We start from the raw sequence: 21520 nt of genomic DNA, 5'->3' as shown, positions 1-21520 counted from the left end.
GCCCCAAATGGAGTTTATTCATGAAAATCACTTTTGCTGAACAGGCGGACGCAGACATCGCTGCATTCGTCGTCGATGAAAATGGCAAACTTCCGGCAGCCGCCAAGGCGCTGGACGAAGCGTCGGGCGGTTTGCTTGCCGAAGCGCTCGAACAGGACCGCTTTACCGGCAAGCATGGCCAGCAGGCCTATGTCGTGCTTCCGAAGGGTGCACCATCCCGCCGGGCCGTCCTGATTGGCGGCGGCAAGCCGAAAGAGCGCGATGCGCGTGCGCAGGAAAAGATCGGGGCGCTTCTCGTCAAAGGCCAGGCCAGTAGCGGCTTCAAGACGCTGGCCCTGCATGTCGACGACGCCGAGTTTGCGGCCCGTGCGGCGATTGGCGCCGATCTCGCCGCTTACCGCTTCGACGACTACTTCACCAAGCTCAAGGCTGACCAGAAGCCGAGCCTCAAGACCTTCACACTCGTCTGCCCGGATGAGCGCGCGGCCAAGGCGGCCTGGAAGCCGCTGGGTGCGGCCGCTGAAGGTACGCGCCTGGCCCGCGACCTGATGAACCTTCCGCCGAACGATCTCTATCCGGCGACCTTTGCCGAACGGATCAAGGAACTCGAAAAGCATGGCATCGAGGTCGAGATTCTGGGCGAGAAGGAAATGGAAAAGCTCGGCATGGGCTCACTCCTTGGCGTCGGGCAGGGCTCGGTCAAGGAATCCAAGCTCGGCATCATGAAGTGGATGGGCGGCAAGAAGGGTGACGATCCGGTCGCCCTCTGCGGCAAGGGCGTCTGCTTCGACACAGGCGGCATTTCGCTGAAACCCGGACCGGGCATGGAAGACATGCGCGGCGACATGGGCGGCGCGGCTGCCGTGACCGGTGCGATGCTGGCCCTGGCCAAGCGCAAGGCGAAGGCGAACGTCATCGGACTTGTCGGCCTCGTCGAGAACATGCCGGACGGAAACGCCATTCGCCCGGGCGATATCCTGAAGTCAGCCTCTGGCCAGACGATCGAGGTCCAGAATACCGATGCCGAAGGCCGCCTCGTGCTGGCCGACGTGCTTTGGTATGCGCAAGAGCATTTCAAGCCGAAATCCATTGTCGACCTGGCCACGCTGACGGGGGCGATCGTGATTTCGCTCGGCCACCATCATGCTGGCCTCTTTACCAATGATGACGACATGGCGGACGGCCTGACCAAGGCGGGCCTGGCCGAAGGCGAGCGGGTCTGGCGCCTGCCCATGGGCGAGGAATACGACTCGCTCCTGAAGTCGAAATTTGCCGACATGCGCAATATTGGCGGACGGGCGGCCGGATCGATCACGGCGGCGCAGTTCCTCAAGCGCTTCGTCAAGGACGGCCAGAAATGGGCGCACCTCGACATTGCCGGCGTGGCCTGGGTCGATGGCAAGAAGTCGCCACTCGATCCGAGCTGGGCCTCCGGCTTCGGACCGCGCCTGCTGGATCGCTGGATCGCGGATAATTACGAGGGCTGATCTTGAGCGAGGCCGGCAAACCTGAATGGTGGTTCTACCACTTGAAGCGCACGACGCTGGAACAGGCTGCCGGTCCTCTGCTTGAAAAATGCCTGGAACGGGGCTGGCGCGTGCTCGCAGTCAGCCCCGATGTCCGCCGCCGGGGTGCGCTCGATGCCGCGCTCTGGACCTATGACGACCAGAGCTTCCTGCCGCATGGCCAGGCCGAGGCGGCCGGGCTTGATCCCTCCCGCCAGCCCATCCTGATTGCGGAGAAGGGCGACAACCTCAATTCTGCGGCCGTTGCGCTCCTGATGGACGGAGCGGAGCTGCCCGTGGATGCACCCTACGAACGGTGCATGGTGATGTTCGACGATGGCGATGCGCCGGTCCGCAGCAAGGCGCGCAGCCTGTTCAAGGCTGCCTCAGATGCCGGCCTGACGACACGATACTTCCAGCAGACCGAGCAGGGCGGCTGGAAGGAGGCTGGCTAGCTGTTCTTCGATCCGCTGGCCGGTTTCGACAGCACCATGATGGCGAGCGACAGCACCGTCACGATGGCGACAGTGGCGAGCACTTTCAGCCCATGTTCCGGCAGGACACCGGTCCAGAGATAGATCACGCCGTAAACGGCGGCGATGATAAGGCTGAAGGCGATCATGAGCCTGAGGATTCCGAGCATCTCGTGCCTGCTTTCGCTTCCTGTTTGGGTCTCGCAATCATAACATGCCGTTCGCCCATGTCAGCAGCGGTTGCCCCGCGCTGCGTGCCCGGCTATAGGCGCGCCAGAACAATCCACACAAGACGTCTATCAAGGAGCCTTGCATGGCGACCCAACGTACCTTTTCGATCATCAAGCCGGACGCAACCGAGCGTAACCTGACCGGCGCCATTAATGCCGTCATCGAGAAGGCCGGCCTGCGGATCATCGGCCAGCGCCGCATCAAGATGACCCAGGAGCAGGCCGAGCGTTTCTACGCTGTCCACAAGGAGCGCCCGTTCTTTGGTGAACTCGTGGAATTCATGACCTCTGGTCCGGTCGTCGTTCAGGTGCTTGAAGGTGAGAACGCCGTGAAGGCCTATCGCGATGTCATGGGCGCGACCAATCCGGCAGACGCCGCAGACGGCACAATCCGGAAGCTCTACGCCAAGTCGATCGGCGAAAACTCCGTCCACGGCTCCGACAGCGAAGAGAATGCCGACCTGGAAATCCGCCAGTTCTTCTCCGAAGCCGACATTGCCGGCTAGAACGCTGCAAACCAGGCAAGCTTGAAACCCCGGCCGGTGCCTACCGCCGGGGTTTTTTCATGATCTCTTCGCAGGCGAGCGCCAGGGCACGCGGATAGAGCTTGTGCTCCTCGAAGAGGACCCGGTCGGCCAGCGTGTCCGGTGTATCGCCGGCCAGTACCGGTACCCGGGCCTGCGCGATCACGCCGCCTTCATCGACGCCTTCGCTGACCCAGTGGACCGAGCAGCCGGCTTCTGAGTCGCCTGCATCGATGGCGCGCTTGTGGGTATCCAGTCCCGGGTATTTCGGCAGCAGGGACGGATGGATGTTGATCATTCGGCCCGCCCAGCGAGAGACGAACCATGGCGTGAGCACCCGCATGAAACCCGCCAGGGCGATCACCTCGACGCGGTTGTCCCGCAGCACGTCATCCATGGCGCGCTCGAAGGCCTCGCGGTCTGCAAAGTTACTGTGCGGAATGGCCTGCCCGGGAACGCCGAACGCTGCGGCTGTCTCAAGGCCGGGGGCATTGGCCCGGTTTGACAGGACGAGAACGGCCTCGGCAGGATAGTCGGCGTCCTGCGCCGCCTTGAGAAGTTGCTCCATGTTCGAGCCGCGGCCCGAGATCAGGATGCCGAGGCGGAGCTTGCTCATTCGGGAACGATATCGCCGATCACGACCGGGTTTTCGCCCACCGCACGCAATTCGGCCATGGCGGTCTCGGCCTGGTCAGGCGCGACGGCGAAGACGAGGCCGATCCCCATATTGAAGGTCCGGTGCATTTCGTCTTCGGCAACACTGCCTTCAGCCTGCAGCCAGCGGAAGACCTCCGGCAGCGGCCAGCTGGCGCGGTCGAAACGGGGCGCAAGCCCGTCCGGCAGCATGCGCGGCACGTTCTCCGTGAGCCCGCCACCGGTGATGTGTGCAAGCCCCTTGATGCGGCCTGACCGGATGAGCGGCAGGGCGGCTTTCGAATAGAGCCGCGTCGGCGTCAGCAGGGCCTCGCCGAGCGTCGTATTGGCGAAGGGCGCAGGTGATTCCCAGTTCAGGCCTGAGCGTTCGACGACCTTCCGGATCAACGAGTAGCCATTCGAATGCGGACCGGACGAGGCGATGCCGATGAGCAGGTCGCCCGCCTTCATGTCATCCATGCGTGGGAGGATCTGCTCGCGCTCGACGGCGCCGACCACAAAACCGGCAAGGTCGTAATGGCCGGGCGGATACATGCCGGGCATTTCGGCCGTTTCGCCGCCGACCAGTGCGCAACCCGCCTGCTTGCAGCCTTCCGCGATCCCGGCAATCACGCTCTCGGCGATGCCTTCCTCAAGTTTCCCGCAGGCAAAATAGTCCAGGAAAAACAATGGCTCCGCGCCCTGGGCGAGGACATCGTTCGCGCACATGGCAACAAGATCGATCCCGACCGTATTGTGGATGCCTGTTTCGAAGGCGAGCATCAGCTTTGTGCCAACGCCATCGGTGCCCGACACGAGGACCGGGTCCTTCCAGCCTTCCTTCTTGAGGTCGAACAAGGCGCCGAAGCCGCCAAGGCCGCCCATGACGCCGGCACGCCGGGTCGCCTTGGCCATCGGCGAAATCGCATCGACCAGGCGTTCGCCTGCCTCAATATCGACACCAGCGTCCTTATAGGAAAGGGGAGTTTGATCTTTGGCACTCATGGATCAGCGCGTTAGCATGCCCAAACTGCTTCGACCAGCCGGTGAAGCGGTTCCAGATGACGCAAAGGCCTGATAGGAAGTGCGGCATGAAAGAGAGAAGGGTACGCCCATGATTCGATTCGTGATTGTCGCTGCGGCGATCTGGCTGGGATTCGCGGCACAGGCCGTCGGCCAGACCCGTGATATCTACACTATTCGCGACATTACGGTCGAAGAGGAAGCGGACTCCGTCATCGAAGCCCAGCAGCAGGCGTTCATGAGTGCGCGGATCGAAGGCGCCTACCAGATCATAGACCGGCTGACCCTGCCGGAAGACCGGGCCGGCAAGCTGGAGCCGGGTGCCATCACGCCGGAGGTCGCTTCGCAGCTGGCGGCAGCGGTTGATGTCGAGCAGGAAACGCGCGGCGGCAATCGCTATGTGGGCAAGCTCGCTGTCGTCTATAATCCGGTCAATGTGCGCGATTTCCTGAAAGCGCGTGGCATTCCCTATATTGACCAGCCCGCGCCGAAGGCGGTGGTTTTCCCGGTCTCGGACCGGTTTCCTGCATCCGTCTGGGCGGAAGCATGGCCCGATCAGTCGGTTGGTCAGCTCGCCCCTTATGCTGTTTCCCGTTCGCCGCTCGCATCAGCCTTTTCAGGCTGGCCGGAACTGGAAGCCGATGTCCAGGCGGCAGACGCCCGGCGCGCCATCAAGGCGGTGCTCGACGGATCGCGCGGCGCTTTCCGCGTCGATCTCTATTCGGTCACGGCGGCCGGTGAAACCCGCCTCGGATCGACGGGTTCCATGCCGACGCTCGAAGCGGCCGTCGACGCGGCATCCGGCGTGCTCGATTATGTCTGGAAGAGCCAGTCCATCATCCGCACGCAGGAGCGCACGCCTGCGCGCTCGACAGTGTTCTTCACCTCGCTGGTGGAGTGGAATTCCCTCCGGTCCGCCATGGCGCGCTCACCGCTGGTCGAGGATTTCGTCATCGAGGGCCTGTCGAGAACCGGCGCGGTGGTCGCTTTCGTTCATGCGGGCGACACCAACCGCCTCATCTCCAATCTGCGCGAAAGAGGCATCATGCTCGATCCCGATCCGAGTGGATGGGTGATGACGACAGCTGTTTCGCGAGGAGCTGACCTGGGTGTCGAGTGAGTGAAGACGTCGGAAAAACAGGTAGACAGCGCCAGCTCGCGCTAGATTTTCCCGCGCCCGGCCCCACGCTGGATGGACTGGCAGTGTCAGCGTCCAATCGCACCGCCATTTCGGTGCTGCGCCGGTGGCCCGACTGGCGCACACATACGCTGGCCATTGTCGGGCAGGCGAAGTCCGGTCTGACTGTAGTCGCGCGGGCCTGGGCCGCGCATGCCGAAGGCCAGGTCATCGACGTGAAGGCTTTTGACAAGCTGTCTCACAAGAAGGTGGACGCGCTGTCGTCGCAGCCTGTGGCGGTCGACGATGCCGACCTGATCCGGAACGAGGATAACCTGCTATCGCTCATCAACCTGTCGGCCCGGAACGGCGGATATGTGTTGCTCACCGCTCGAAAGGCGCCAGCTCTCTGGCGCGTGCGGCAGCCGGATCTTGCCTCGCGTCTCAAATCCATGACGCTGGTCGAACTTGGCCCGCCAGATGATGACATGGTAGTTGCGCGGCTGCGGGCCGCCATGCGCCGCCGCTTCCTGAAGCTGCCAAAGGATGTCGAGGCCTATCTGCTGCTCCGGATCGAACGGAACTATGAGGCGCTTGAGTCTTTTGTCGAAAGCCTGCACGAACAGGTTGAGGGGCGCGAGGTCACGGTTCCACTGGCGCGCGATGTATTGGACGGACAAAGCGGCACGCGCCCTTTGTTCGATGATGGGGAAGACTGATGCCGCCAGAGGAACCAGAGTCGAAATCAGCGACCAGACAGAAGCCTGTTTCGGAGACGAAGCTGGATGCGGCGCTGATCAGGAGCCCAGACCGTTTCCTGAACCGTGAACTGTCCTGGCTGCGCTTCAATGAGCGGGTTCTTGAAGAGGCACATAATCTGAAGCATCCGCTGCTCGAACGGCTACGTTTCCTGTCGATCTCGGCCAGCAATCTCGATGAATTTTTCATGGTCCGCTATGCTGGCTTGCGCGAGCAGTTCCGGGCCGGTGTCACCCGGATCAGCCAGGAGGGCATGACCCCCGGCCAACAGGTTGAGGCCATTGAGGCGCAATCGGCCAAGCTCATGGAAGCCCAGCAGGCTTGCTGGAAGGAATTGCGCGATCTCCTGTCCGAACAGAAGCTTGAAGTGCTTCGCATGCAGGATCTCGGCAAGGCGGATGTGGCCTGGCTTCGCGAACACTTCGAGTCGAACGTTTTTCCGATCCTGACCCCGCAGGCCGTCGATCCAGCGCATCCGTTCCCCTTCATTCCCAATCTCGGTTTTGCGGTTGCCTTCCAGCTCGTGCCGGAAAAGGCCGGCGGAGAAGCCATGGTTGGCCTCGTTCCCATGCCGGCCTTTTCACCGCGTTTCATCCGGCTGCCTGACCGCTCGAAAAAGGGGATTCGCTTCGTCCGTCTGGAAAGCGTCATCGCCCAATTCATGGACATGCTGTTTCCGGGCTTCAGCTCGTCCGGCCACTGCGTTTTCCGGATCGTGCGCGACAGCGATATCGAGATCGAGGAAGAGGCCGAGGACCTGATCCATGAGTTCGAGATCCTGCTGAAGCAGCGCCGCCGGGGCCGCATCGTTCGCATCCACATCGACGGCGACGCCCCGCAGCCGCTACAGGATTTCATCACCCGCGAGATCGGCGCCGAGCCGCGCGATATCATGGTGCTGCATGGCCTGCTTGGCATGAAGAGTCTGTCGGAGTTGATCGTGGAAGACCGCGCCGACCTGCAGTTCAAGCCTTATGAGCCGCGTTATCCCGAACGCATCCGGGAGATGGGTGGTGACGCTTTCACTGCAATCCGGGCGAAAGACTTCATTGTCCATCACCCTTACGAATCCTTCGATGTCGTCGTGCAGTTCATCCGGCAGGCCGCCATCGATCCGGATGTCATTGCGATCAAGCAGACGCTTTACCGGACGACGCTGAATTCACCGATCGTGTCTGCGCTGATGGAAGCAGCGGAGATGGGCAAGAACGTCACCGCGCTGGTCGAAATCAAGGCCCGCTTCGATGAGGAGACGAACCTGCGGCTGGCCCGCGACCTGGAACGCGCTGGCGTGCAGGTTGTCTATGGCTTCATTGACTACAAGACCCACGCCAAGGTCTCGCTCGTGGTGCGCCGGGAAGGTCAGAAGCTGCAGTCCTATACGCACTTCGGCACAGGCAATTACCACCCCGTGACCGCGCGAATCTACACTGACCTGTCACTCTTCACAGCGGACCCGGCACTGGGCCGCGATGCGAACAAGCTGTTCAACTACATCACCGCTTATCGCGAACCGCCCGACCTTGCGCCGGACTTCGAGAAGATTGCGATGTCGCCCCGCACGCTGGAGCCGCGCCTGATCGAGCTGATCGAGGCAGAGGCGAAGGCCGCCCGGGCGGGCAAGCCCTGCGGGATCTGGGCGAAAATGAATTCGCTTGTCGATGGTGACGTGATCGATGCGCTCTACAGGGCAAGCCAGGCGGGCGTTCCGATCATCCTGGTCGTGCGCGGCATTTGCTGTCTGCGTCCGGGCGTTGAAGGGCTTTCGGAGAATATCCAGGTCAAGAGCCTGATTGGCCGCTTTCTCGAACATTCGCGTATCGTCTGCTTTGCCAATGGCGAGACGCTCCCGTCGCCCAAGGCGAAGGTCTTCATTTCGTCCGCAGACTGGATGCAGCGCAATCTGAAACGCCGTGTCGAGGCCCTGGTGCCGATCGAGAATCCAACGGTTCACAGGCAGGTGCTCAACCAGATCATGATCGCCAACCTCAATGATGACGAACAAAGTTGGGAGATGGACGGCGATGGCGGGTTTCACAGGTTGCGTCCGCCAGACCGGGGAGAGGGCTTCAGCGCGCACCGTTACTTCATGGAAAACCCAAGTCTTTCCGGACGGGGAAATGCCCTCGTCGTGAGCCTGCCGCCACGCCTGGCGCCAAGGAAGCGGGGCAAGTCCTGATATGCAGCCTGCGCTCGAGCCGCAAAAATCCGCTGTCGTCGATATTGGTTCGAACTCGGTCCGCCTGGTGATCTACGAAGTGACGGGTGCGGCCGCGCTGCCTTACTTTAATGAAAAAGTACTCGCCGGCCTGGGACGTGGGCTGCCGGAGACGGGTAAACTCTCCCCGGAGGGTGTCACCCAGGCGCTGGCAGCGCTTCGCCGGTATCGGGCGATCCTCAAAGGGCTGGATGTCACCGAAGTCATCGCGGTTGCCACAGCGGCCGTTCGTGAGGCGGAGGACGGCCAGGACTTTGCCCGTCTCGCGGCCGCCGAACTTGGCTCGCCCTTGCGCATCCTGTCGGGCGCGGACGAGGGGCGCCTGTCATCGCTCGGGGTCCAGGTCGGATTTGACCAGGCCGATGGCATTGTCGGTGACCTCGGCGGATCGAGCCTGGAATTCCATTCCATTTCGCCTGGTGGGTCTCACAGCGAAGGCGAAACCCATCCGCTCGGCCCGTTCTCCCTGTCCTTTACGTCGGATCAGAAACCGGCAGACCGCCGCAAGGCCATCCGGAAAGTGCTGAAATCCTCGGCCCTGCTGCAGGCGGGAGCGCGACGGCTTTACGCAGTGGGAGGATCGTGGCGCGCCATCGCTAGCGTGCATATCGAGCTGACGGCATATCCGCTCGGCGTGCTGCACGGCTACCGGATGAACGGGCAGGCTGTCCGTTATGTCGTGCGCGAGATCCTGTCGACGCTGCGCGACAAGGATATGGCCCAGCGCATCTCATCGATTGTCGGCCGGCGCTATGACACGCTGGTGCACGCTGCGCTTGTGCTCGACGAGGCGTTCGACATGGGCGGCTTCAAGGAAGTCGTCATTTCGGCTAACGGCCTGCGGGACGGCGTACTGTTCGATCAGCAGGGCGAGTCGCTGTTCGGGGCCATGGAGAAGCCGACGGGTGATCCCATGCGCGACGGTCTGGTTGCCTATCTCAGGCTGGATCAGGGGCAGTTCGACTTCAGTCAGGCTTTGTATCGTTTCATAAGGCCAATCCTGCCGAAGACGGCAGCGCGTGAGCGCATTTTCAGGGCCGCCTGTCTCGCCGCCGATTGTGGCGGGCGCTATCATCCCGACCACCGTGCCGACATGGCCTACTTCCTGCTGCTGCGGGCACCCGTGCCCTGTCTCAGCCATGAGGACCGGGTCCTCCTCGCCCACGCCACAGGGCTTCGCTACACACATAAATTCCAGCGCCCGAAGCAGTTTGCGCGTCTCGGCCGGGAGTCTGACGAGCAGGTTGCCCGCGTCCTCGGCGCGGCAATGCGGCTTGGCGCGGTCTATTCCGGCCGTTCAGCAGTACTGCTCTCCAAGGCGAGCCTGAAGACGACGAAATCGAAGCTCGTCATGGAAATTGCGTCCGATTGTGCGGATATGGTCTCGGCGACGGTGCAGAAGCGGTTCTCGCAGCTGGCGACCTTCATGGATCTCGACGGGCAGATCATCATCGGCGAGGCATAGACCCCGCCGCCAAGTGAGCCATCAGGTCTTTGGCTCGAACAGGCGGACCTGGCCACTCTCGAAGGACAGGGCGAGTTTCCCGGTCAGAAGCGCGCGTGCCTTCCTGCCGAAAACATCGTGTCGCCATCCAGTCAGCGCCGGAATGTCATCCGAAGTCTCGCCACGCGCGATCCGCTCGATGTCGGCAGCATTCGCGATCAGCCGCGGGACGACATTCACCTCGTCGCTGACAGCCTTTAGCAGGACCTTCAGCATTTCCGGTGCGCCGGCCGGCGTCTGCGGGTTCTGCTGGCGCTTGGGCAGCCTGGGCGCATGCGCATCCGGATCGGCGAGGGCCGCCGCAACGGTTTCGATCAGCCCCTCTGCAGTGCGTGAGCGGATGAAGCCATTTGGGACAGCGCGCAGCCGGTCGAACTGGTCCGGTGCTGTCGGCTTCTGGTCGGCAATCTCCTGGATCGCCTCATCCTTCAGGATTCGGCGGCGCGGCCGGTCGATTGTCTGGGCCTGGCGCTCGCGCCACTCGGCGACAGCAGCAAAGACCGCCAGGTAATCCTTGTGCGTCTTGCGGAATTTAAGGCGCTGCCAGGCATTCCTGGGGTCGGTATCATAGACTGCCGGATTGGAAATTTCGGCCAGTTCGGCAGCGATCCAGCCCATCCGGTCCAGTTTTTCCAGTTCGTCCCGCATCCACAGATAGGCATCGCGCAGATGGGTCACGTCGCCGAGTGCGTAGTTGAGCTGTTTTTCGGAAAGCGGACGGCGCTTCCAGTCGGTAAACTGGCTCGACTTGTCGATATGGCGGCGCAGGACACGCTGGATCAGATTGTCATAGGAAATCGAATCACCCAGCCCCAGCGCCATGGATGCGACCTGGGTGTCGAAGACCGGGGCGGGCGGCGTTCCGATCAGCCGGTTGAAGATTTCCATGTCCTGCCGGGCGGCATGCATGACCTTGACCCGGCTAGTGTCGGCCATGAGGTCAAGGAAGGGCGCAAGGTCGATTCCCTTGGCCATCGGGTCGATGACGCCCTCAACGCCAGGCGCTGAGGCCTGGATCAGGCAGAGCTCCGGCCAGAAGGTGGTTTCCCGGTGAAATTCCGTGTCCACGCAAATAAAGTCGCCCGAAGTCAGGTTTTCGCAGAACTTTTGCAGTTCTTCCTGCTGTGTAATCGGCGTCAACGTCTTGTCAGTCATGGCGCGCACGCGTATCGCATCCGCACAACAAAGGCGAGAGGCGGCTTGCTAAAAGCTGGTCTGTCGTCAAACAATCCTCGGAGCGAGAGAATGCACGCATACCGCTCGCATACTTGCGGCGAACTTACGAAGGCACAGGTTGGCGAAACCGTCAAACTGTCGGGCTGGCTGCACAGGCGCCGCGACCATGGCGGGGTCATGTTCATCGACCTGCGCGATCACTATGGCCTGACCCAGTGCGTTTTCAATCCCGGCGCGCCCGGCTTTGAAACGGTGGAATACCTGCGGGCCGAAAGCGTCCTCACGATTGAGGGCAAGGTGGTTGCGCGCGATGATTCGCTGGTCAATCCGAACCTGTCGACCGGCGAGATCGAAGTCGTCGTGAGCGCAGTCGAAGTGCAGTCACGGGCGGCTGAGCTGCCGCTGCCGGTTTTCGGCGAGCCCGACTATCCCGAAGATATCCGCCTGAAGCACCGTTATCTCGATCTTCGCCGTGAGACGCTGCATGCGAACATGGTCCTGCGCAGTCAGGTCATCACCTCTCTGCGCCGCCGCATGGTCGAACAGGGCTTTACAGAATACCAGACGCCGATCCTGACGGCCTCATCGCCGGAAGGGGCACGCGACTTCCTCGTGCCGTCGCGTCTGCACCCCGGGGAATTCTACGCCCTGCCGCAGGCCCCGCAGCAGTTCAAGCAGCTGCTCATGGTGTCGGGCTTCGACCGCTACTTCCAGATCGCCCCGTGTTTCCGCGACGAGGATGCCCGCGCTGACCGGAGCCCCGGTGAGTTCTACCAGCTCGATATCGAGATGAGCTTCGTCACCCAGGACGATGTGTTTGGCGCGATCGAGCCGGTGATGCGCGGCGTGTTCGAAGAATTCGCCGACTGGAAGGGCAAGGGCCGCACCATGCCCGAAGGCCCGTTCCCGCAGATCCCTTATGCTGAAGCCATGGCGAAATATGGCTCGGACAAGCCCGACCTGCGCAACCCGATCGAACTGGCTGACGTCACTGAATTCTTTGCCGATGAGGGCAAGACCGGTTTCTCGATCTTTGCCAAGATCATCGGCGGCGGTGGCAAGGTGATCGCCATTCCGGCGCCAAAGGCGGCGGCCGAGAAGTCCCGCAAGTTCTTCGACGACATGGACAAGTGGGCGAAGAAGGAAATGCAGGCGCCTGGCCTAGGCTATGCCCGCCTGAAGGAAGCCGATGGCGGCGGTGTCGACAGCCAGGATCCGGTGCTGAAGAATTTCGAACCGGCCCATCTCAAGGCGCTGCTGGATAAGCTGGGTCTTGGTGCCGGCGATGGCATCTTCTTTTCGGCTGGAAAGCACGAAGCGGCCTACAAGCTTGCCGGCGCTGCCCGTACCAAGGTCGGTGAGGAGCTGGACCTGATCGAGCAGGGCGTCTTCCGCTTCTGCTGGATTGTCGACTTCCCGATGTATGAGTGGGATGAGGACAACAAGAAGATCGACTTCTCGCACAACCCCTTCTCGATGCCTCAAGGTGGGCTCGAGGCGCTGGAAGCGGCCGACACGGTCGAGAAGCAGCTGGAGCTCAAGGCTTTCCAGTATGACATCGTCTGCAACGGTATCGAACTGTCGTCCGGTGCGATCCGGAACCACCGCCCCGATATCATGCTCAAGGCCTTCGAGTTGGCCGGCTACGGCGCAGATGTCGTCGAGGCCGAATTCGGCGGCATGCTGAATGCTTTCCGCTTTGGCGCCCCGCCGCATGGCGGTATTGCGCCGGGTGTGGACCGCATCGTGATGCTGCTTGCAGAAGTCGACAATCTTCGCGACGTGACGCTGTTCCCGATGAACCAGCAGGCGCGTGACCTGATGATGCAGGCACCTTCCCCGGTTGAGGAAAAGCAGCTGCGCGAGCTTCACATCCGGCTCGCGCCTCAGGTCAAGAAAGACTAGCCGGATTGAAAAAGGGCGCCTCCAGGGCGCCCTTTCTACATTCTTGAACGGGATTGCGCCGGTTATTGTAGCTCGACGACCATCGCGCCTTCCAGAGGCGCGCAGGGCTCAATCTCAAGGCCTTCAGGCAACCGGCTGAGCGGATCGGTGCATGCGCCGCTGAAATCGATCGAATCCGTTCCGGTTGCGCCGGTGAAATCGACGTCCAGCAGGCGGACATTCGCGAAACTGGCCTGGTCCAGCGCGGTGTCCTTGAAGGATGTGCCGATCATGATCGTGTTGTTGAACTGTGCGCCAGCAAGCCGCGCACTGTCGAATATCGCGCCGGAGACGTTGGCGCCTGAAAAGTCAGCGCCCTCGGCAAAACTGTTGCTCAGGTCTGTGCGGCGCAGGTTGGCCCCGTTGAGCTTGCTCTTGCGCAGCTTCGCGCCGTTCAGCATGGCGTCGGCGAGATTCGTGTTGAGCAGGCTGGCATTGTCGAAGCGGGCCTGGAGAAGCTCGGCGTCGTTGAAGCTTGCGCCATCCAGGACAGCTTGCCGGAAGTCGGTGCGCTCGGCCACGGCGCCGGCGAAATTCACATTCATGGCGCGCGTTGCCCGTAGCAGGGCGCCGGACAGGTCAGCGCGTGGATAGTGAGCGTTCGAAATGTCCCAGCCGGACAGGTTGCGTTCGCGAAGGTCGCAGTCGGCACAGGCACCGCCATAGGAAGGCGCCCACGCCACGCGCGTGGAGTTCTCCTGCGCGGCCATTTGGCCTGCTGGAAACATCAATGCGCCGATCAAAGCCGCCAGTGTGAGTTTATGCCGTCTATCGAACATGTTCCAACATTATTACCCTGAACCGGTTGGCTTAACTGAATTCCGTGTAATCACTGTACTGCACAACAAGGTGTGGCGGTTTCGCCTCACCCGTCTTCCGCTATCGGCATGCCCGGACAGACAGCCCGGCCGGCAGGCGGGTTGATGGATCCCCGCAGGCGGTATCCAGCTGCTGCTGGGTCAGGCCCTTCGCGATCGACAGGTCTGCACCTGAAAGGTTTGCACCCGAGAGATTTGCCTTCGTGAAGGTCGAGCTGCCGAAATAGGCGCCGACCAGGGTCGCGCGTTCGAGACTGGCGCTTGTGAAATCGGCGCGGTTGAAACGGGCGCCGAAGAGGTTGGCGACAGAGATGTTGGCCCCGGACAGGTTCCAGTCATCGAAGGTCGACAGTTGCATGTCGGACTGGCGCAGGCGCGCGCCGGAGACATCGATATCGCTGAGATCCATATAGGCCAGGTCCGCCTGGAACAGGTTGCAGCGCGGGCACGAGTCGCCTGACTGAACCCGCGCGATCTCTGACGCATCCTGGGCAAAAGCAGGGCCCGCTGCGGCCGCAAGGGCGATGGTGGCGATAATCTGTTTCAGCATGGCACAATCCCGTGGCGAGAAAACTCTCCTGCGACGGGAACTCGCAATCGGCTTGCCATCCTGAGAGGCTAGTTGAGCACGCTTCCGCTGCTGGTTTCCTCGCCGCAGGTTTCACAATGCAGCGTGTCCTCGCCCGGTAACGCGATCAGCGTAAAGCTCGAACAGCCCGGGCAGGGTTGCGGCAGGTATTCGGGATCGCCATCACCGGCCGCATCGGCTTCGATATGCGCAGCTTCGTCGCGTTCGGCGCGCTTGCGATCGAGGATAACGATATTGTCGGGCAGCTGCCCGCGCGAAAAACCGCGGGAGATGAACTGCACGGCCTCTTCGGGAAGGGGCTGCGGCTCCTGGCGCGTACCGTCCTTGAGGCCGCGGCCGAGCCCATCATGGCTGACATCGTCGCCTAGCTCGGCAAGGTCCTCGCGCGCGAGATATGAGATGGCCAGTTCGCGGAAGATATAGTCGAGGATGGATGTCGCCTTCGTAATCCGGTCGTTGCCGGTCACTTCGCCCGCAGGCTCGAAGCGTGTGAACACGAAGGCGTCGACATATTCGTCGAGTGGAACGCCGTATTGCAGGCCGAGCGAAACAGCGATGGCGAAATTGTTCATCAGCGAGCGGAAGGCGGCACCTTCCTTGTGCATGTCGAGAAAGATCTCGCCCAGCGAGCCGTCGTCGAATTCGCCAGTGTGCAGGTAGACCTTGTGGCCGCCGACCGTGGCTTTCTGGATGTAGCCCTTGCGCCGGTCCGGCAGGCGCGTGCGATGGGCGCCGAAACTGGGCGCCGGGGCGTTGCCGCTGTCAGAGGAAACGGGCTGTTCGGCTTCCGCGCTCAGATCTTCAGCCAGCGAGTGGATCGACGCCATCCGCCGCGCGACAAGATCATCGATCTCGGCAGCTTCACCCGTGATCAGGACCGACAGGCCGGCGTCGAGGCCGGTCGATATGTCCATCGGGCTCCAGTCGCTTGCGTCGGCCAGCAGGCCGGTCGTCATTTTTCGGGCACCGCGCGCCACGTCGATGGCGAAAGCGGCGCCTTCCGGCAGGGCGATGCCAAGGTCTTGAAGGGCTGAGCGGGCGGCGTTTTCCGCAAGGCCCGTCAGCGCCGTGTCGAGCGAGGCAACAGCGTCGGCCGAAAAGCCAATCGCCCGCAGGAGGGACAGCCCATCGGTATCGAAAGCTTCGGGGGCAAGCTGCAGGTCCTTGATGATGACATCATCGCCGAGGACCCAGCGCGAGAAAGCCGCTGACAGTGGCAGGCCCTCGCGCAACGCATTCTTCACCCGCAGGAGCGCTTCGTCGGAAAAGCCGCGGCTGCGCAGCACATCGCTGCCGAGGCCGGGAACGGCGTCGATTTCACTGGTCTGATCAATGGCTTCTTCAACGTTGGACAGGTCGTCCGGCCGGTCGGACAGCATGGCCTGGATCTGCGGGTTGAGACGAACGGCACCATCGTCTTCGGTGACCGTCACACTCCGGAGGCCCGAAACCCCCTCGCTGGAGGGTGAGAAAGGCAGGGAGGCATCTGCGCGCAGGGGCGCGATCATGAGGTCAATCCCACTCAAGGGCTCGATTTGCGTATCCGCCGGCAGGCCAAGCCGTCCGGCATCGGCTTTGGTCAGCGCCTTTCCGCCCGCCATTGCCGAGACGGCTGAGACAATCGCTGTTCCCCGCTTTACCAGGTCCGCCTCGCCTTGTGCTGTAAGCGCCAGTGCGCCAGCGGCGATGCCATGAAGCAGCAGCGTCAGCGGTCCCTCGCCATCGAGCTGGGCCAGCGCGGCTTCGGCCGTTTCTCGCAGAAGGTCGAGCTCCAGCCCTTTTTCAGAAACGAAGGCGGCCAGGTCGATCGCCATGGCCGGGCTGCGCGCGTCCGCGGCGAAGTCGCCGATGCTGAGCGAAACGCCGAGCGCGCGGGCCGCTTTGACCTGGCTGCTGGCGCTGGCATAGGCCTCTGTCGAAAGCGCGACCGGTGCGGGTGCCGATAGCGACATCGCATTCTGGCGCAACTGGCGTTCCAGGCCGGGAAAACCGTCAGGATGGCGCAGACCCGCCTCGATAAGCGGTTCGGGCAGGCCGGAAACCAGCGCCTCGGCGAGATCGGCATTACGCGGGGCTTCTCCCAACTGCTCGACGAGATCGGCAAGGCCGAGGCTTGTGCGTTGGGCGAGGTCCAGGCTGCGTTTCATCTCGATGGCCAGGGCCAGCTTGTCTGCGCCGTCGCCCGAGCCGTCTTCTCCGGGAACCGGGGCAAGGCGTCCGAGCGGGAGCAGGGGGCTGATACGGCCGGCCTCAATGGCGGCGGAGAGAAGGTCTGAGGTTTTTGTCTGACGGCTCATTGGCCCATCCTTCGCAGCTTGGCATTCTTTTGTGCCGGACCGGGCAAGCGCCTGACTTAATTGGTGTCGCGCAGACTTGACGGGCCGGTTCAGATATTGTGAGCCGTAGCCTAACTGGATTCGCGGCGCAGCCTGCCCCATATTCCAGTCCACAGGAAGGTTCAGGATTCGGCCATGCTCAAGCTATTTACCTGGTGGAATGGTGCCACGCTCGGTGCCCTGTTCGACATCAAGCGGCGCAGCACGCTCGTTGGGACGGACGAATATGGGAACAAGTATTATGAAGACCGCAAGAAGTCGGTCGAACACCGCAATCGCCGTTATGTCGTGTATCGCGGACTCGCCGAACCGTCGAAAGTCCCGGCCGACTGGTTTGGCTGGCTGCACTACACGCTGGAAAAGCCGCCGACCGAAGCACCGCTTAATCGCCGCGCCTGGGAAACAGATCACAAGCCGAACATGACCGGTACGCTGTTTGCCTATCGCCCGGACGGCTCCCTGAAGGAGTCTGGCAAGCGCCAGAAGTCCGACGCTGACTACGAGGCCTGGACACCCGATGCGTGAATCGATTTTTGAAACCCTGATCGGCGCAGCGGTCGTCGTTGTGGCTGGCGTCTTTCTCTGGTTTGCGCTGGCGCGCGGCGGAGAGGCTGCGTCTGCCCCGTCCGGCAGCGTCGAGATTGGCGCGCGCTTCAGCAGCGTCAGCGGTGTCGACCGCGGAACGGACGTCCGCATGGCCGGCGTGAAGGTCGGTACGGTGCGGGCGATCAAGCTTGATGTCGACCGGGCCGAAGCCCTGGTCACCATGGCGTTGTCGAAAGATCTCTTCCCGCTGGAAGATGGTGCCTCGGCCCGCATTCAGGCCGAGGGCCTCTTGGGTGGCAATTATATCAGCCTCGAGCCGGGCCCTGGCTTCGGCGAAATTGAGCCGTGCGGGGAAAACCAGAAGCTTTTCGGCGACTCCGGCTGCGGTGAAATCCTTTACACGCAAGGCAGTGTCGACTTGCTCACCCTGTTTGCGTCCTTCGCCAATGGCAGCGGTTCTGGTTCGGGTGGTGCAGCCAGCGACACAGAATCGTCCGATTCATCGGGTTCAGATGAGGGTGCTTATCCCGACCCGGCTGAATAGGGAGTCGTCTTTTGAAACTTGTCCCGATTGTCTGCGCGACAGCTGCCCTGGCCCTGTCGGTCGGCCTCAGCGCGGCGCAACAAGGCCCCGATGAACCTGCTGCAGAGGAGCAGGGCGCTGAGTCAGACGGCCTGCTCGAAGAAGCGGAAGACGATCAGCGCGCTGTGCGCCAGCCCAGCTACGTCAAGCTCCAGACAGCCACGCTGCGGGCGTTGGACAAGATTACGGGCCGTTCCACAGACTTCGAGATAAAGGTCGGCGAACCGGTGATCTACGGATCGCTGAAGATTGATCTGTCGGTCTGCTATCAGACCCCGCCGGAGGAGCCGCCGGAAAGCGTGGCGTTCCTGAAGATCGAAACAACGCAGGCCATCCGAATGCGGTCCATGGCCGTGCCGCGCCTTGCCAGCGAGGTTGAAGGTGTCGACGATAGCGAAATCGACGCCGAGGCGATCGCGCAGAACGACGAGGCAGAACCGCGCGGCGATGATGAGCAGGAGGCGGCGGATGAAGAGCTGCTGTTTTCCGGCTGGATGTTCGCGTCCTCACCCGGCCTCAGTGCGCTGGAACACCCCGTCTACGATGTCTGGGTGATCAGGTGTACCGACCGCTCACCGGTCAGCCCGTCCGGCCCGGGTAATCCGGCCGAGTAGAAATCCGCATCGACAGAGAGCGCATGCTGCAGGCGGCGCATGAACTCTGCCTTCGGAACTTCTTCAAGGCCGAACTGCTCAAGATGCGGATTGTGGAATTGGGCGTCCAGCAATTCAAAACCCCCAGCAATCAGTCTCGCAACGAGGTGGACCAGCGCCACCTTCGATGCGTCGGTCTTGCGGGAAAACATGCTCTCGCCAAAGAACGCCCCGCCAAGCGCAACGCCATAGAGGCCGCCCACGAGCCAGCCATCCTCATCCCAGCACTCGACCGAATGGGCATAACCCTGCCGGTGCAGTGCGCTGTAGAGGTTGAGGATAGGGGTGTTGATCCATGTGGTGGGGCGATTGGGAACTTCCGCCGCACACGCTTCCATGACCCGGTTAAAGGCAAGGTCGACCGTCACGCGGAACGGCGCCCGGCGAACGGTCTTCTTCAGGCGCTTGGGAATGTGGAATCCCTTGAGCGGCAGGACCCCGCGAATTTCCGGAGCAATCAGGAACAGATTCATGTCATGGCGCGAATCCGCCATGGGAAACACGCCCTGCCGGTAGCAGTCGAGCAATCTTTCCGTATCGAACCGGTCTGACATGGCGGCCTCCGCCCGGCCAGTCTAGCTGTTGGCGAGGAAACGCTCCAGCCAGTGGATGTCGTAATTGCCATCGACGACATCCTTGGCTTCGACCAGACGCTGGTGCAGCGGTAGCGTCGTCTGGATGCCGCCGATCACCATTTCGTCGAGCGCGCGGCGCAGGCGCATGACGCACTCATTGCGGGTCCGGCCATGGACGATGAGCTTGCCGATCATGCTGTCATAGTGCGGCGGGATCTTGTAGCCGGCATAGGCGGCGCTGTCGACGCGGACATCGGGGCCGCCCGGCGCATGGAATTCAGTGATCGTGCCGGGTGAGGGCATGAAGGTTTCCGGATGCTCGGCATTGATCCGGCACTCGATGGCGTGGCCGACGAGGATCACGTCTTCCTGGCTGAAAGACAGCTTCTTTCCGTCGGCTATGCGGATCTGTTCACGCACAAGATCAATACCGGTGATCATCTCGGTGACCGGGTGTTCGACCTGGATGCGGGTATTCATCTCGATGAAATAGAAGTTGCCATCCTCATAGAGGAATTCCATCGTGCCGGCCCCGCGATAGCCGATCTTCGCAACCGCCTTGGCGACGATCGCGCCGATTTCTTCGCGCTGGGCCTGATTGAGGGCCGGCGAAGGGGCTTCCTCGAACACCTTCTGGTGGCGGCGCTGCAGCGAGCAGTCGCGTTCCCAGAGATGGGCGGTGTTGCCATGCGTGTCGGCGATCACCTGGACTTCGATATGCCGCGGCTTTCCGAGATATTTCTCGAGATAGACCGCATCGTCGCCGAAAGCGGCCTTGGCCTCGGTCTTGGCCGTCTTGATCGCGTTTTCCAGTTCCTTTTCGGTCTTTGCGACCTTCATGCCCCGGCCACCGCCGCCGGCAGCCGCCTTGACCAGGACCGGATAACCGATCTTCTTCGCGATCTTCTTGGCTTCACCCGTGCTCGTCACGCCGCCATCGGAACCGGGGACAACGGGCACGCCCGCGTCGATCATTGCCTGTTTCGCGGCGATCTTGTCGCCCATGACCCGAATATGCTCAGCCGTCGGGCCGATAAACTTGATGCCGTGCGCTTCGACCATTTCGGCGAACTGCGCATTCTCCGACAGGAAGCCGTAGCCAGGATGGATGGCATCGGCGTTGGTGATCTCGGCGGCAGCCAGGATGCGGGATTTCTTCAGATAGCTCTCCGAAGACGGCGCCGGTCCGATGCAGACGCTCTCATCGGCCAGCCGGACCGCCATGGCGTCCCGGTCGGCCTCGGAGTGCACGACCACGGTTGATATGCCCATTTCCTTGCAGGCGCGGTGGATGCGCAGGGCAATCTCGCCGCGATTGGCGATGAGGACTTTTTCAATCATGTGATCGGCCTCACTCGATGACGATCAGGGGTTCGCCGAACTCTACGGGCTGTCCATCCTCGACGATGATTTCCTTCACTGTACCGGCAGTGGGCGATTCGACGGGGTTGAAGGTCTTCATGGCCTCGACCAGCATCAGCGTGTCGCCTTTCTTGACCTTGTCGCCAACGCTCACGAATGGCTTTGCGCCCGGTTCGGGGGAAAGATAGACGGTGCCGACCATCGGACTGGTGATGGCGTTCTTGGCCGCAGCGGCTGGTGCCGCGTCTGCGGCCGCAGGGGCGGCGGCTGGCGCTGCAGCTGGCGCGGGCGCTGCAGCCGCAGGTGGTGCAGCATACTGGATCGGCGCCGGGGCATTCGCGCCGGCCTTGCTGACCCGTATGCGCAGGCCTTCGTGTTCGACTTCGACCTCGCCCAGATCGGCATCCCTGAGGATGGAAGCGAGTTCCCTGACGAGACCTGTATCTAGGCCGTTCTTTGCCGTGCTCATGAAATCGGTGTCCTCAAGCTGTCATTTTTATCGCGGCTTCAAGAGCGAAGTGATAACCGCGTGCCCCTAGTCCTGCAATCGTTGCTGTAGCAGTTGGGGCTACATAGTTAGTCAGGCGGAAGGCTTCCCTCGCCGCCGGATTAGACAGGTGAACCTCAATGATCGGCACGGTGCAAGCGCGCAGTGCATCGTGCAGTGCAACCGAGGTGTGCGTATATGCACCGGCATTGATAATCAGCGCGGATGCGCTGCGCGAGGCTTCCTGGACCCAGGTCACCAGTTCACCTTCGCCGTTCGTCTGACGGAACTCAATCGCGCGCCCATTCGCTGCTTCAACGAGCGAGTCGCGAATGTCGTCCAGCGTCTGCGAGCCGTAGATCTCCGGTTCGCGTGTGCCAAGGAGGTTGAGATTGGGTCCGTTCAGGACGTACACCGGCTTTGTCATGGTGAGGGTTCTTGCGCTGCTTCTTCTGGCAAGGCAAG

Annotated in this window: 22 protein-coding genes; 11 read left to right on the top strand and 11 right to left on the bottom strand. The window is 62.1% G+C overall.

Going from position 1 to position 21520, the window contains the following annotated elements:
* Nucleotides 1-20 precede the first annotated feature (20 nt).
* Together D1227_RS19265 and D1227_RS19260 are read left to right on the top strand one after the other, a co-directional pair.
* Complete coding sequence (locus D1227_RS19265) at nt 21-1487, top strand: leucyl aminopeptidase (protein ID WP_119405829.1); 1467 nt, start codon at nt 21-23, stop codon at nt 1485-1487.
* Between the two features lie 2 nt (nt 1488-1489).
* A complete protein-coding gene (locus D1227_RS19260; RefSeq protein ID WP_119376450.1) occupies nt 1490-1960 on the top strand; it encodes a DNA polymerase III subunit chi in 471 nt (156 codons plus the stop codon).
* On the opposite strand, the gene D1227_RS19255 is transcribed toward D1227_RS19260, so the two are convergent.
* Complete coding sequence (locus D1227_RS19255; RefSeq protein ID WP_119376451.1) at nt 1957-2148, bottom strand: hypothetical protein; 192 nt, start codon at nt 2146-2148, stop codon at nt 1957-1959. The genes D1227_RS19260 and D1227_RS19255 overlap by 4 nt on opposite strands.
* Nucleotides 2149-2291: 143 nt before the next feature.
* Here D1227_RS19255 and ndk point away from each other — a divergent pair, with 143 nt between their 5' ends.
* Entirely contained in the window at nt 2292-2714 is a 423-nt protein-coding gene (ndk, locus tag D1227_RS19250; RefSeq protein ID WP_119376452.1) for a nucleoside-diphosphate kinase, read from the top strand.
* Between the two features lie 40 nt (nt 2715-2754).
* Here the strand turns inward: ndk and purN are convergent, their stop codons facing one another.
* The gene (gene purN / locus D1227_RS19245) at nt 2755-3348 is read right to left on the bottom strand and encodes a phosphoribosylglycinamide formyltransferase (RefSeq protein ID WP_119405828.1); all 594 of its coding nucleotides are present in this window, start codon (nt 3346-3348) and stop codon (nt 2755-2757) included.
* Nucleotides 3345-4370 carry a phosphoribosylformylglycinamidine cyclo-ligase gene (gene purM, locus D1227_RS19240; protein WP_119405827.1) on the bottom strand — a complete coding sequence of 342 codons (1026 nt, stop codon included), beginning with the start codon at nt 4368-4370 and terminating at the stop codon, nt 3345-3347. Before purM ends, purN begins: the two co-directional genes overlap by 4 nt.
* Nucleotides 4371-4479: 109 nt before the next feature.
* Between purM and D1227_RS19235 the strand changes: the two genes are divergently transcribed.
* Genes D1227_RS19235 through D1227_RS19220 form a run of 4 tightly spaced genes read left to right on the top strand, consistent with a single transcriptional unit; the run spans nt 4480 to nt 9947 of the window.
* Nucleotides 4480-5508 (top strand): hypothetical protein, encoded by a 1029-nt coding sequence (locus D1227_RS19235; RefSeq protein ID WP_119405826.1) that lies wholly within the window; start codon nt 4480-4482, stop codon nt 5506-5508.
* Complete coding sequence (locus D1227_RS19230; RefSeq protein ID WP_119405825.1) at nt 5505-6224, top strand: HdaA/DnaA family protein; 720 nt, start codon at nt 5505-5507, stop codon at nt 6222-6224. Before D1227_RS19235 ends, D1227_RS19230 begins: the two co-directional genes overlap by 4 nt.
* Nucleotides 6224-8443, top strand: coding sequence for an RNA degradosome polyphosphate kinase (locus D1227_RS19225; protein ID WP_119405824.1), 2220 nt, complete (start codon nt 6224-6226; stop codon nt 8441-8443). The genes D1227_RS19230 and D1227_RS19225 overlap by 1 nt, the downstream gene beginning before the upstream one ends.
* 1 nt (nt 8444) lies before the next feature.
* Nucleotides 8445-9947, top strand: coding sequence for a Ppx/GppA family phosphatase (locus D1227_RS19220; RefSeq protein ID WP_119405823.1), 1503 nt, complete (start codon nt 8445-8447; stop codon nt 9945-9947).
* Nucleotides 9948-9968: 21 nt separating this feature from the next.
* Here D1227_RS19220 and rnd read toward each other — a convergent pair whose 3' ends face one another.
* Entirely contained in the window at nt 9969-11141 is a 1173-nt protein-coding gene (gene rnd / locus D1227_RS19215; protein ID WP_119405822.1) for a ribonuclease D, read from the bottom strand.
* A gap of 90 nt (nt 11142-11231) precedes the next feature.
* Between rnd and aspS the strand changes: the two genes are divergently transcribed.
* The gene (gene aspS / locus D1227_RS19210; protein ID WP_119405821.1) at nt 11232-13067 is read left to right on the top strand and encodes an aspartate--tRNA ligase; all 1836 of its coding nucleotides are present in this window, start codon (nt 11232-11234) and stop codon (nt 13065-13067) included.
* Between the two features lie 62 nt (nt 13068-13129).
* Here the strand turns inward: aspS and D1227_RS19205 are convergent, their stop codons facing one another.
* The 3 genes from D1227_RS19205 to D1227_RS20300 all read right to left on the bottom strand — a co-directional run bounded on the left by D1227_RS19205 (nt 13130) and on the right by D1227_RS20300 (nt 16810).
* Complete coding sequence (locus D1227_RS19205; protein ID WP_158586728.1) at nt 13130-13816, bottom strand: pentapeptide repeat-containing protein; 687 nt, start codon at nt 13814-13816, stop codon at nt 13130-13132.
* 169 nt (nt 13817-13985) lie between these two features.
* Nucleotides 13986-14474 carry a pentapeptide repeat-containing protein gene (locus tag D1227_RS19200; protein WP_119376463.1) on the bottom strand — a complete coding sequence of 163 codons (489 nt, stop codon included), beginning with the start codon at nt 14472-14474 and terminating at the stop codon, nt 13986-13988.
* Between the two features lie 68 nt (nt 14475-14542).
* Nucleotides 14543-16810 (bottom strand): TSCPD domain-containing protein, encoded by a 2268-nt coding sequence (locus D1227_RS20300; RefSeq protein ID WP_233349928.1) that lies wholly within the window; start codon nt 16808-16810, stop codon nt 14543-14545.
* A gap of 174 nt (nt 16811-16984) precedes the next feature.
* Between D1227_RS20300 and D1227_RS19190 the strand changes: the two genes are divergently transcribed.
* The 3 genes from D1227_RS19190 to D1227_RS19995 are packed head-to-tail and all read left to right on the top strand — an operon-like array spanning nt 16985 to nt 18592.
* Nucleotides 16985-17374 carry an NADH:ubiquinone oxidoreductase subunit NDUFA12 gene (locus tag D1227_RS19190; RefSeq protein ID WP_119376464.1) on the top strand — a complete coding sequence of 130 codons (390 nt, stop codon included), beginning with the start codon at nt 16985-16987 and terminating at the stop codon, nt 17372-17374.
* Entirely contained in the window at nt 17367-17939 is a 573-nt protein-coding gene (locus tag D1227_RS19185; protein ID WP_119376465.1) for an MlaD family protein, read from the top strand. Before D1227_RS19190 ends, D1227_RS19185 begins: the two co-directional genes overlap by 8 nt.
* Nucleotides 17940-17950: 11 nt before the next feature.
* Nucleotides 17951-18592 (top strand): DUF2155 domain-containing protein, encoded by a 642-nt coding sequence (locus tag D1227_RS19995; protein WP_119376466.1) that lies wholly within the window; start codon nt 17951-17953, stop codon nt 18590-18592.
* Here D1227_RS19995 and aat read toward each other — a convergent pair.
* The 4 genes from aat to D1227_RS19160 are packed head-to-tail and all read right to left on the bottom strand — an operon-like array spanning nt 18517 to nt 21482.
* Nucleotides 18517-19185 carry a leucyl/phenylalanyl-tRNA--protein transferase gene (aat, locus tag D1227_RS19175; protein ID WP_119405819.1) on the bottom strand — a complete coding sequence of 223 codons (669 nt, stop codon included), beginning with the start codon at nt 19183-19185 and terminating at the stop codon, nt 18517-18519. The genes D1227_RS19995 and aat overlap by 76 nt on opposite strands.
* A 21-nt stretch (nt 19186-19206) precedes the next feature.
* Nucleotides 19207-20547 carry an acetyl-CoA carboxylase biotin carboxylase subunit gene (accC, locus tag D1227_RS19170; protein ID WP_119405818.1) on the bottom strand — a complete coding sequence of 447 codons (1341 nt, stop codon included), beginning with the start codon at nt 20545-20547 and terminating at the stop codon, nt 19207-19209.
* Between the two features lie 10 nt (nt 20548-20557).
* Nucleotides 20558-21037, bottom strand: coding sequence for an acetyl-CoA carboxylase biotin carboxyl carrier protein (gene accB, locus D1227_RS19165; protein ID WP_119376469.1), 480 nt, complete (start codon nt 21035-21037; stop codon nt 20558-20560).
* A gap of 13 nt (nt 21038-21050) precedes the next feature.
* Entirely contained in the window at nt 21051-21482 is a 432-nt protein-coding gene (locus tag D1227_RS19160; RefSeq protein WP_119376470.1) for a type II 3-dehydroquinate dehydratase, read from the bottom strand.
* Nucleotides 21483-21520: the final 38 nt, after the last annotated feature.

Source organism: Henriciella mobilis (assembly GCF_003576315.1).
In the GTDB taxonomy this organism is placed as follows: domain Bacteria; phylum Pseudomonadota; class Alphaproteobacteria; order Caulobacterales; family Hyphomonadaceae; genus Henriciella; species Henriciella mobilis.
Note: the sequence above shows the minus strand (reverse complement) of the source record. Positions and strands in the feature narration are given on the sequence as shown.